At 62.3% G+C, this 11689-nt stretch carries 10 protein-coding genes; 4 read left to right on the forward strand and 6 right to left on the reverse strand.

The features are described 5' to 3' along the window. Positions 1–31: 31 nt before the first annotated feature. The 4 genes from M0209_RS01345 to M0209_RS01360 all read right to left on the reverse strand — a co-directional run bounded on the left by M0209_RS01345 (position 32) and on the right by M0209_RS01360 (position 5308). Positions 32–1453: a hypothetical protein gene (locus tag M0209_RS01345; protein ID WP_258886372.1), complete on the reverse strand. Its 1422-nt coding sequence runs from the start codon at positions 1451–1453 to the stop codon at positions 32–34. A 41-nt stretch (positions 1454–1494) separates the two neighbouring features. After that, complete coding sequence (locus M0209_RS01350) at positions 1495–2397, reverse strand: sterol desaturase family protein (RefSeq protein ID WP_258886373.1); 903 nt, start codon at positions 2395–2397, stop codon at positions 1495–1497. A 116-nt stretch (positions 2398–2513) separates the two neighbouring features. Continuing rightward, positions 2514–4127 carry an NAD(P)/FAD-dependent oxidoreductase gene (locus M0209_RS01355; RefSeq protein ID WP_258886374.1) on the reverse strand — a complete coding sequence of 538 codons (1614 nt, stop codon included), beginning with the start codon at positions 4125–4127 and terminating at the stop codon, positions 2514–2516. Beyond that, complete coding sequence (locus tag M0209_RS01360) at positions 4124–5308, reverse strand: aromatic ring-hydroxylating dioxygenase subunit alpha (protein WP_258886375.1); 1185 nt, start codon at positions 5306–5308, stop codon at positions 4124–4126. Before M0209_RS01360 ends, M0209_RS01355 begins: the two co-directional genes overlap by 4 nt. Before the next feature lie 352 nt (positions 5309–5660). On the opposite strand from M0209_RS01360, the gene M0209_RS01365 reads away from it, so the two are divergent. After that, complete coding sequence (locus M0209_RS01365; RefSeq protein ID WP_258886376.1) at positions 5661–5909, forward strand: hypothetical protein; 249 nt, start codon at positions 5661–5663, stop codon at positions 5907–5909. A gap of 87 nt (positions 5910–5996) precedes the next feature. Here the strand turns inward: M0209_RS01365 and M0209_RS01370 are convergent, their stop codons facing one another. Beyond that, the gene (locus tag M0209_RS01370; protein ID WP_258889701.1) at positions 5997–6290 is read right to left on the reverse strand and encodes a hypothetical protein; all 294 of its coding nucleotides are present in this window, start codon (positions 6288–6290) and stop codon (positions 5997–5999) included. Between M0209_RS01370 and M0209_RS01375 the strand changes: the two genes are divergently transcribed. The 3 genes from M0209_RS01375 to M0209_RS01385 all read left to right on the forward strand — a co-directional run bounded on the left by M0209_RS01375 (position 6174) and on the right by M0209_RS01385 (position 10476). Next, positions 6174–7862: an acyl-CoA dehydrogenase gene (locus M0209_RS01375; RefSeq protein WP_258886377.1), complete on the forward strand. Its 1689-nt coding sequence runs from the start codon at positions 6174–6176 to the stop codon at positions 7860–7862. The two genes, M0209_RS01370 and M0209_RS01375, sit on opposite strands and share 117 nt — an antisense overlap. Before the next feature lie 78 nt (positions 7863–7940). Then, positions 7941–9863: a nucleoside-diphosphate sugar epimerase/dehydratase gene (locus M0209_RS01380; protein ID WP_258886378.1), complete on the forward strand. Its 1923-nt coding sequence runs from the start codon at positions 7941–7943 to the stop codon at positions 9861–9863. Between the two features lie 130 nt (positions 9864–9993). Continuing rightward, positions 9994–10476: a hypothetical protein gene (locus M0209_RS01385; RefSeq protein ID WP_258886379.1), complete on the forward strand. Its 483-nt coding sequence runs from the start codon at positions 9994–9996 to the stop codon at positions 10474–10476. Positions 10477–10537: 61 nt separating this feature from the next. Here the strand turns inward: M0209_RS01385 and M0209_RS01390 are convergent, their stop codons facing one another. Further along, positions 10538–11626, reverse strand: coding sequence for a hypothetical protein (locus M0209_RS01390; RefSeq protein WP_258886380.1), 1089 nt, complete (start codon positions 11624–11626; stop codon positions 10538–10540). Between the last annotated feature and the right edge of the window lie 63 nt (positions 11627–11689).

Genomic DNA, 11689 nt, shown 5'->3' on the forward strand with positions numbered 1-11689 from the left:
CGGTTCAGGTGTATGGCGGTTCTGCCCGCCCCTACGGCTTTGTCCGCACGGGCTGGCGCCGGAAATATGTCGTGCCCTTGCTTGCCGCGCCCTCGACCCTGTCGACGACGACATCGGTGGAACTGTTTTCGGTGTCGGCGAAGACGAGCGCGAGCGGCTGGCCGGTTGAAAGCCGGCGATACGCAATTGTTTTGAATCGCAAGCCAGAGGTTCGCTCGCCCGGCAGGTTTTGCGCGCCATTCGCCAACGGGACCGTCGCGCCGCCCTCGATAACCAGCCGGTCGATGGTGCCGCGAACGCCAGTGCCATAGCCGAAGGCCGAGACATATCGTCCGGATACGGTGATCGTCCCGAACGCGACCCGGCAATTCCGCAATTGAACCGCCCGAACCGAGTTCTCGATTGTCGCATCGCCGAGGACGATCTCGCCGTCATTGGCGAATATGCCGTAATAGCCGCCCCGCCGGGTGGTCACGCTGCCGATGGTCTGACGCCCGATGGCCGGGGCACCCGTCTCGCGGTCCAGCGCCAGGGCTGCATCGACCGATGCCGCCGTGCGCCCGTCCTGCACGTTAATCTTGCTGACCTGATTATCGCGGACGGTAAATCCCTCGTCGCCCTTGTAGGTGATGAACGCGACGCCTTGGCTGAAGCCCGAGCCGGTGACGTCGCCAAACCGGCAGCCGACGCCCGACCGAACGGCCAACACGATACTTTCCGGCGAACCGGGAGCGGCCGTGCCGGACGTGGTCCCGAATGTGCATCTGACATTGTCGCGTCGCGGACCCTTGGCGGGTACCGCGACCGACAGATAGCGGACGGGCTTGTAGTTGCGGACAGAGTTCACGTTCCCGAAGCGGCAATCGGTGCATCCTACGATCACTTCGGCGCTACCCGCAGTGCCGGTCCCAAAGGCCTGCCTGCCGCACATGTCGGTGGCCTCGACATCGCCGAATGCCGCGTCGCGACACCACAGCACCATCCGACCTGCAGCCATGTTCGCCACGGTGTGTTTGCCGACCTCGGCCCTGTCGGCGCCATCGAAGACAATGCCGGCCATGACGGTTCGCCCCGGCACACCGCGTCCATGGAGCGCCAGATGTCCGAGTATTTTGGCACTTGTCCCGGTGCAAAGGATGCCAATGGCACCCGTAACGCCGTTCGACAGCTTTCCCGAAAGGCGGGGTTCAAAAACGTCGATCCGGGCATTGTCGAAAATGAAGCGACCGCCGCTGTCGGCCAGATGTGCGGTCTGCTCCAGCCGATAGCGCCCTGCAATCCGAACGCTGCCGCCGGTTTCCGCAGACCAGCGCCAAGCCGCCATCAGGGCTTCGCTACAGTCGCTCAATGCAGGATCATTCCCGGTCTGGAAAAAGCTGGTCAGCATCCGCTCGACGGTTGGGGTCGCCGCCGACGCAAAGCCGGGAAGCGTTGCCGCGATAATGCCAAGCAACCCGCGCCTTGTCAGTTCGTTGTCAGGGGCGGGCAACCGCTTCATTGCGACAGAAACGGGGATGTCGCGCGGCTATGCTTTCCTCCCCCTTGGCACCAAGCCTCGAGGAAGTCGGCAGGCAGAGTGCACAGGAGCGGTCCCACGATCCGGTTGTAATGGGCAGCAGATGCAGGGTCGTTGAGGCCCAGCGGGCAATCACTCGCCGATAAGGGAGCCGACCGATATCTAGGGGCAACGGTGCCGAACAAATGGTCCCAGATGGCGAAGATATTCGCGTAATTTGCATTCCTGTCTTCCGGGCGCGAGCTGTGGTGCATCCGGTGGAAGCCGGGGCTGGCCACGACATACCCGCCCGGCCCGAAGTGCCATGGCAGATCGCTATGCTGCAGCATGTCGATCGCATTGCGAACGATCAGGATGGGCAGAATGATTTCCGGTCGCACTGCGCCAAAGATCAGCGTCATGAACAGCAGGATCGCAAGCTCGCCAAAGAAATATTCTGCCAAGGCGACACGACTGCCATTGGCGATGGTCATTTCGGTTGCGGCGTGATGCACGGCGTGGAAACGCCACAAAAAGGGGACGCGGTGCATCGCGACATGGGTCACATAGAGCGGAAAATCGAGCGCCAAGAGTACGGGAATTGCGAGGAGCCAAGGGTCCGTTGGCAAAATCGACTGTGCCGGCCCGGCAAATTCGAGCCAGCCGAGTGCCCAACCCACGCCAAGATAGAGAATGCCGGGGCCACAAATCAGCTTTGGCCAATGACCTAGCCACCGGAATCCGACCTCATAGAGCAATACGAACGGCAGATCGGCCTTGGCGCTGGCATTCGGCCGGATCAGGCGCTGGAGCGAGGACTTACGACCATAGAGGCCGACCAGCAGAAAATGTTCGCCGATATAGACCGAGATCAACAGGAGTGTGCTGGCGAGTATAGACATTTCCCTGATGTTTTTCGTGGATTTCGCGCGACCGGGCAAGCCGCGATGTCATCCGGTCGCCGAAAGCCGGATTTGCCCTGTTGGCTTCAAACGTCGCGTACCGGTTTTGTCAGCGGCTACCGCAGTGCGAGCAGTCGGCCAAACAGGCTGCGGTCCTTCAGGATTTCGTGCGCGGCATTATGGCCGGGCGCGCCTGTGACGCCGCCGCCGGGGTGGGTGCCCGACCCGCACATATAGAGTCCTGCAATCGGCCCGCGATAATCGCCATGCCCCAGCATCGGGCGCGCCGAATAGAGCTGGTCGAGCGACATGTGGCCGTGGAAAATATCGCCGCCGATCAGGCCGAATTTGCGTTCGAGGTCCATCGGCGAATGGATCTGCCGCGCGATGACGCTCGCCTTGAAATTCGGCGCATGATGCGTGACCGTGTCGATAATATGGTCGGCGACTTTATCGCGGACATCGTCCCAGCTTCGCCCGTCGGTCAGCCGTGGCTGGAACTGCTGGCAGAACAGGCTGGCGATGTGCTGTCCGGGCGGGGCAAGGCTGTCATCGACCGTCGTGGGCAATTTCATTTCGACAATCGGGGCCTTCGACCAGCCGAACTCGCGAGCATCGGTGTAGGCGCGGTCCATATAGTCGAGGCTGGGCGCGATGATGATGCCGCAGGTATGGTGCTCGGCGCGGTCCTTGCCCGGTAGGACGCTGAAGTCAGGCAGTTGGGACAGAGCAACGTTCATGCGGAACGTACCCGAACCCGTCTTCCACTGGTCGATGCGGCGCTTGAACGCGGGCGGCTGGTCGCTGGCATCGACCAGTTGCTGGTAGAGCAGACCGGGTCCGACGTTGGCTGCGACGATCTTCGCCGCGATTTCCTCGCCCGATTCGAGCATGACACCCGCGACCCGCTTGCCGTCCACCAGCACCCTGGCGACCGGCGCTTCGAGGCTGATCTCGACCCCAGCTTCGACGCAGGCTTCGGCCATATATTGCGTGATCGCGCCCATCCCGCCGACGCTATGGCCCCACATCCCCTTCTTGCCGTTGATCTCGCCGAAGACGTGGTGAAGCAAGACATAGGCGCTGCCCGGGGTGTCCGGCGACGCATAGTTGCCGACGACCGCGTCGAAACCGAAGGCTGCCTTCACCGCGTCGCTCTCGTACCAGCCGTCGAGGAAGTCGCGCGCGGATTTGACGAACAGGTCGAGCACGTCGCGCTGCGCCTCGATATCGAGGCCCGCGACGCTGCGCCCTTGCGCGGCGGCGGCGAGCAGCGCGCGGACACCGCCGCCTGCGTTCGGCGGGGTTTTCAACGAGAAGTCGCGAAGCACTTCGGCGACGCGCTCGAGCGCTTCCTCATAAGCAGGAAAGGTGTTGGCGTCCTTCTGCGAAAAGCGGGCGAACTCGGCCTGCGTGCGCGCGGTGCCGCCGCCGAGCTTCAGATAGTCGTTTTCGAAAGGGAAGAAGTTGCTGATCGTGCGCTCGACAATCCGCCACCCACGGTCGTGCAGGCGCATGTCGGCAATGACCTTGGGCCGCAGCAGGCTGACCGTATAACTCGCGGTCGAATTGCGGAAGCCGGGATGGAATTCTTCCGTGACGCACGCCCCGCCGATGATATCGCGACGTTCGAGGACGCGAACCTTCATCCCCGCGCGGGCAAGGTAAAAAGCGCAGACAAGGCCGTTGTGTCCGCCGCCGATAATCACGGCATCATAATGCTTGGTCAAAGTCTTCCCCAGCCCGGCGCAGGCGGTTGCGCCTCCAGCATTTCCGGTACGATGGACCGCATCCGCTTGGCAAACCGGCGCAGGCACACTTCGCTCTTGCCAAGTGGTCCTTGCCCGAAGCTGGCCGACGCCATGCCCGCCTGAACGCGCTCGACCAGGTTCGAATCCTCGAACGAGACCTGCCGGTTGATCCGCCAGTTGAGGTAGCGCGCGGCGCGCATCTCGCGGCGGCTGTCGGGGATGGCATAGGCGATTTCGCGAATCATCGTTTCGTTGGGGCCCACCGGCAGGAGCTGCATGAAATCCATCTGGTCAGGATAGATGTCGAACGCGGTGTTGGGCCAGAGCTTGTAATAGAACCACACCCGCTGGCGGTCGGCAGGCAGGTGATCGACATGCGGCAGCAACTGGCGATAGGTCCGCTCCGAGGGGCTTTCGTCGGGCGCCTCGACCAGCGGCCCGCCGAGCCGGTCGACCCATTCGCCCGCCTGTACGCCGTAATTTTTCGCGCCGAACAACCGTTTCAGCCCCGGATGCGCCACCGGGATGTGCAGGCCGTCCGAATAATTGTCGCTGATGTTCTTCCAGTTGGCAGGGCGGGGGCGGGTGGTAACGCGCCCGATCGCGCGCATGTCCTCCAGCCGGTAGGGGGCGATCTCCTCCTCGTGCGGGGCCATCATTTCGGCGACGCTGACCGGGGGGCGCTCGACAGCAGCGAAGACGAAGCCGCGCCATATTTCGACCGTATATTCGACGAGGCTGTGCTCTTGGGGGGCGAGCGCAGGGTAATCGCCGCGCATCGGCAAACCCGACAGCCGTCCGTCGAGTTCGTAGACCCAGGCGTGGTATGGGCAGACCAGCTTTCTCGCGCAGCCGCTGTGCCCATCGACGATTCGCGCGCCGCGATGGCGGCAGACATTGGCAAAGGCGCGGACCCGGCCGTCGTCGCCGCGAATCGCGACAATCGATTCCCCCATGACGAGCAACGATTGCCAGTCGCCCGATTCGGGAATGTCGCTGACGTGGCAGACGAGTTGCCATGATTTCAGGAAGATGCGCCGCCGTTCCGCTTCAAGCGCATCCTGGTCATGATAGGCCCATCCCGGCAGGCCGAAATCATCCTGTCCGGAATCGTTTCGGGCGAAATGCGGTGCAGCATTTTCGGGATTGATCAGCTGCATTCTGCTTTCCTGCATTCCGTCGCGCGGATGGGGCGTTTTGCCCCGCCCCGCAAGGGGCGAGGCCTGCCGAATCGCCGATTCGCGCCGCTTGATGCGGCGCGTTCCACCAACGGGGTCGCGGGTTAACCTTGTTCACCGTTGTAATCGTTTGTCTATTCGGGGCTTTCGCCGATCCCGACAGTACTTTACTCTTGGGTCATATATGTTTAACAGTAAATAGCCATGGGTCGGGTCGCACTGGTCTGAGGGTTCCGAAAGGATCGTTCGGTTCGTGTGTTAGGGGGTTGTGTGCGCCGCAATATGCTGCCATACGTCGCTTTGAGATTCGGAAATTTAAAGGGAGTTGTACCAAATGAGCGTTTCTAAAATCGTGACGTCAGCCGTGATGGCCTTGTCGCTTGTTGCCGTTCCGACCCTCGCTTCGGCTGCTCCGGCCGCTTCGAAGCTGTCGGTCGTCTCGGCCCGTTCGGCTGCGCCTGTTGCCAAGGGCAACAAGGGCACTGGCGGAAGCGGGCTGATTATTGGACTGCTCGCTGGTGTGGCCGTGATCGTCGGCATCATCATCGCTGCGGACAGCGGCAAGTCGGCTGTCAGCCGTTAAATTTCGGCTCAGTTATGAAAAGGGGCAGCTTCGGCCGCCCCTTTTTTTTGCCTGGTGTCCGTGCCAAGCTACTGAATTGTATCTTCGTTAGAGGACCAGTTTCGCCGGTTTTCTACTCTGCCAAGCCCTGAAAACGGGAGTGCTTTTTGAGAAGTTGATATCGCCGGTGAATTTGCCGAAATTCGGTGCGAGAATCTGGATTGTCACGGCCAGGTCACCGGCCAGCAAGACGCAGATGGCCCCCTGAACGAAGGCAGAAACCGAATGAACTATGTTGCTCCCGTCAATGAACAACGGTTCGTCCTCGAAACGGTCACTGGGATGGGCGCCCTTGGCGTTGAGTCCGACCTTGTCGATGCAGTTGTTGCTGGCGCGGGACAATTTGCAGCTGGATATTTTGCGCCGCTAAATCGCATCGGCGACGTCGTCGGTGCGAAGTGGGCAGCTGGCCGGGTAGTTACGCCCCCGGGGTTTCGGGAAGCCTATCAAGCCTATGTCGAAGGGGGCTGGGGATCGCTCGACGGTCCTGAAGAAGCGGGCGGCCAAGCTTTGCCGTTCGCTCTGGCGACTGTCGTGCTCGAAGATCTAGGCAGCGCCAATATGGCATTCGCGCTTTGTCCGATGCTGACAGTCGGGGCGATCGAGGCGATCCAGACGCACGGATCGGACGAGCAAAAGCGCGCGTATCTGCCGAAGCTGGTCAGCGGCGAGTGGACAGGAACGATGAATCTGACCGAACCACAGGCGGGTTCCGATGTCGGCGCATTGCGTACGTCGGCGACGCCTGCGTCAGACGGCAGCTGGCTGATAAATGGAAGCAAAATCTACATTACCTTTGGCGACCATGACCTGACGGAGAACATCGTTCACCTCGTCCTAGCGCGCACGCCCGACGCGCCGCGCGGGACCAAGGGGATATCGCTCTTCCTTGTTCCCAAATTCCGGCCCGACACGGACGGAAATTTCACCATTGCCAATGATGTTCGTTGCGTTTCGATCGAGCACAAGCTGGGTATCAATGCGTCCCCGACATGCACGATGGCCTTTGGCGATGGCGGCGACTGTCGGGGATGGCTCATCGGTCCGGAGATGGGCGGCATGCGCGCGATGTTCACGATGATGAACAACGCCCGCCTCAACGTCGGGCTGCAAGGCGTGCAAATCGGCGAGCGGGCGACACAGGCAGCGATCGCCTATGCCCGCGACCGGGTGCAGGGCAAGCCGATCATCGAACATCCCGACGTTCGCAGAATGTTGATGCGGATGAAGGCGCTGACGCAGGGAGCGCGCGCACTGATTTACGCTGCGGCGGGCGATGTCGACCGGGCCAAGGCGGGCGACGAAAATGCACGACGGCGCGTCGAGATACTGACACCGCTCGCCAAATCCTGGGGAACAGATGTCGGCTGTGAAGTCGCATCGTTGGGCATACAGGTTCACGGCGGCATGGGCTTTGTCGAGGAAACCGGAGCCGCCCAGCATTATCGCGATATCCGGATCGCCCCGATCTACGAAGGCACGAACGGCATTCAGGCCGCCGACCTCGTCGGTCGCAAACTGGCGCTCGACGGCGGGTCGGCGATTGCAGAACTGCTGGTCGATATCCGCGCTGACGGGGCAAACGTACCTACGTTATTGGCGTTGGCGGATGCCGTCGAGCGCGTCGTCGGGTGGATGCAGGCGCACGACAGTGACGACCGGTTGGCAGGGAGCGCTGCGCTGTTGAAGATGATGGCGGTCGCAACGGCAGCAAGCCTGCTCGCACGCCAGCATGATGTGGCGGTCGCGCGCTTTGCGGTCGGTGAGGGCGACCCCGCATTCTTGAATGCCAAAATTGCAACTGCGCGATTTTTCTTCGATCATATCGTCGCCGAGGCGATCAGCCATGAATCATCGGCGTGTTGCGGTGCTGCAGGCCTTTACGCTTTGACGGACGAGGAATTGGCGGCTTGAGGCCGACCTGCTAGGCGAACGCCGACACAACCGGGTGGCCCCTATCGGGTGCGCGCTGAATAAAGGGTAAGGCGCCAGATGATCGATTCCTTCGCCAAGTGGTTGCTGGGCCGGTCGCGCACCGTAAAGCGGCTGCTCGCCGTAACGATGGATGCGGTGCTGTGCGTCGCGACCATTGCCGTAGCCTTTTACCTGCGCGTCGGTGTCTGGATTTGGCCGCAAGGAACCCAGTGGATTTCGGTCGTCGTATCGGTCGCGCTCGCGGTTCCCATCTTTGCGAGCCTTGGCCTCTACAGGGTGATCTTCCGCTATTCGGGCTGGCCTGCGCTGGTGGCAGTCGCCCGCGCCGGGGTTGCCTATGGGCTTATCTACGCGTCGATCATCACGATCTTCGGCGTCCCCAATGTCCCGCGCACGATTGGCATTATTCAGCCGATCTTGCTGTTTCTGGCAGTCGGCGCGTCGCGGGCGTTCGTCCGGGTCTGGCTGGGTGGGGGAATCCACGCCCTGCTGCCTCGGGGCGAACGTCGCCGCGTCCTGATCTACGGGGCGGGTTCGGCCGGCCGCCAATTGGCAGCGGCGCTGGCCAGCAGTGAGGAGTTCACCCTTGCCGGATTTGTCGATGACGATGACACGTTGCAGCGCAGCGTGCTGAACGGCAAACCGATTTATCCCTCGACGGGTTTGCCCAGTCTGATCGACCGGCTTGCCGTGACCGATATCCTGCTCGCTGTCCCCTCCGCCAGCCGCGCGCGTCGCAACGAGATTCTGTCGCTCATCCGTGGCACTTCTGCAGCGGTAAGGACACTGCCGGGCATCATGGATCTCGCGCATGGCCGCGTGACCGTAAACGACCTGCGCGCCCTCGATATCGAGGATTTGCTGGGTCGCGACGCCGTGACGCCGAACCATATACTGCTTGGGCGCAATATTGCCGGCAAGCGTGTGCTGGTCACCGGCGCTGGGGGCTCGATCGGTAGCGAACTGTGCCGACAAATTGTCAAGCTCGCTCCCGAACTCCTTCTGCTTGTCGAGCGCAGCGAATTTGCCTTGTACACGCTGCACCGCGAACTCACCGAACGGTTGAAGCATCACGAGGGGCCGGTCCCGCGCATCGTGCCCTTGCTCGGGTCTGTGCTCGATGAGGGACGGATGGCCACGATCATCAACACTTGGCGACCACACACGATTTACCATGCGGCAGCCTACAAACATGTTCCGCTCGTCGAGCATAATCCTGCCCAAGGGGTCGAAAACAACGTGTTCGGCACGCTCGTTATGGCCCGGGTCGCGGCGGACTGCGGTGTCAGCGACTTCGTGCTGATCAGCACGGACAAGGCAGTACGCCCGACCAATGCGATGGGCGCAAGCAAGCGCCTTGCCGAAATGGTGCTGCAAGCACTGGCAACAACGGGCACGGACACGCGCTTTTCAATGGTCCGCTTCGGCAATGTCCTAGGGTCGAGCGGATCGGTCGTACCGCTGTTCCGTGACCAGATCAGTCGCGGCGGGCCGGTCACGGTTACCCATGTCGACGTCATCCGTTATTTCATGACAATCCCGGAGGCCGCACAGCTGGTCATCCAGGCCGGTGCCATGGCGCAGAGCGGTGAAGTGTTCGTCCTCGACATGGGCGAGCCGCTGCGGATTGCCGATCTCGCGCGCCGGATGATCGAGCTTTCGGGCCTGACGGTGCGCGACGCCGATACCCCCGACGGCGATATCGAGATCGCGGTCGTCGGGCTGCGACCCGGCGAGAAGCTGTATGAAGAGCTCCTCATCGGTGAAAATCCTGAGCCGACCAACCATCCCCGCATCATGAAGGCCCACGAACAGTTCTTGCCCTGGACAACGCTGCAAGCACATCTCGATGACCTTCGCGCGGCTGTCGACAAGCATGATGTGACTCGGGTCCGCGACCTGTTGCAGCGTCTCGTTCCCGAATTCGCGCCCGACGAGGCGCTGGTCGATTGGGTTCACCTAGAGCAGTCGGCTGCTTAAGGCGCGCGGGCGTTACGGATTGTTTGACGACGGAATTGACTGCGCGCGGGTTGTGGCGTCGGCCCGACCGGCATAGGTTGGCAGCATGAAGCTTCTATGCCGTTGCCTGTTTGCTACACTGCTTGGAGCAATGGCGCTCCCGGTGTCGGCGCAGCAAGCGCCCTTGCGGGTGGCTGCGGCACCCGTGCCGGGCGAACTCGAAATCGCCAAGATGGTCTGGTCGACGATGGCCGCCGTCGATCACGCGAACCGGTCGGGCAATTATTCCGTGCTGCGCGATCTGGCTGCCCCCGGGTTTCAGATGTCTAACGATCCGGCGCGGCTGACGCAGATTTTTGCCAGCCTTCGAAGTAGCGACGTCGATCTTTCGAATACAATGCTGCTCGCGCCGACCTATCGCGGTGCGCCGCGCATGGTTCAGGCCGATCTGTTGCAGGTACAGGGCAGCTTTGGCCTGCGCCCGACCGCGATAGGGTTCGACCTGCTCTATCAATATGTTCAAGGTCGATGGCGGCTGTTCGGCGTGTCGATCGGCCCCATGCAGATCGCGACGCAGCAACCGGGCGGTCCCGCGCAACCGCCGCCGCCGCAGAGACCTCCGCGCAAGAGATAACCGCGCCGACTTAATACCTGTCGTATTGTTCCACCATTGCGCCAGATTCCGGAGCCGAGGTTCAGCGCGCTACGAGCGCCGCAGCAGCTGCAACAAAGGTCGACTGGCGCGGGGTGTCCGCTTTGGGCAGGATCGACTTCAGGTGGAACCGTACCGCGTTGCGGGTCATCGACAGCGTAACGGCAGCCTCGTCGACGCTGGCACCACCGGCAATTTGCTCGGCAACGCGCGCCTCGGTAGGTGTCAGTCCGAAAGCCGCGGCCAGCATCTCGCGCGTCGGCCCGCAGGCCGCATGCGCGGGCGACAGGATCACGATAACGGCCCCGGTGGCAAAGACATCATTGGCCTTTCCGGCAATCGGCATCGCCTGTGCGAGCCAAGGGCGGCTATCGAGATCGCGCAGCCGAATAACCCGCCGCTCGCCAGTCGGATCGCCGGGGGGCAAGGATCGCTGGATCCAGTCCGAGAACACGGTACGGCCACAGGGATCGACAGCCTGCAATTGGCGGTCGCGCACGGTGACGACGTCGTCGAGTAGCTCTGCCGCCGCTGTGTTCATGTCCTGAACCGAACCGCGACGGTCGAGCAGGAACGCCGCGCGGTCGACTAGTTCGAGGCCGCGCAGCATCGCGCTGTCCCGTTCCGCGCTCATGCGGTATCCAAGCGCCAGCACCTCGCACAACCGCCCGTGCATCCGGTTGAGCCGCGCGATCTCGGTGCGGGTGAACGATCCCTCGGCCTCGGACCGCTGCAGTGACATGGCAAGGCAGACGCCATCGGCGCGGACGATCCCTGCAGAGGTGAACCAAGGGACGCCGGCCGACCGGGCGAAGCCGTCATAATAGGCCGACGTGGCGCGCTCGTCGGACGATATGATGTGCTGGTCGGCAATAAAGCCGATGCCGACCAGCGGTAGGCAGCGCTCGGTCCGCAGGTCGCGATAATGCCAGTCCTGCTCGAAAAACTGCGCGACTGTCGAATTCAGACCCGGCGAGCACAAAAGTCCCTCGTGATTGCGGTCGCCGCGCGTGAGCAATGCGCCACGGCTGTTGTTGAGTTCGGCAAACCGCTGCAACGCTTGCGGCCACAGCTCGCGCACGACGGCGGCTTCGTACAGGCCACCTAATACGCTCTCGAAATCGCCTGCCACGTCCGTTTCCCGAACAACCTCTTGTCAACGTAGCGTAATTCCAAAAGCGCGCGGGTGGAAGGG

The organism is Sphingomonas sp. SUN039 (assembly GCF_024758725.1).
Lineage (GTDB): Bacteria > Pseudomonadota > Alphaproteobacteria > Sphingomonadales > Sphingomonadaceae > Sphingomonas_O.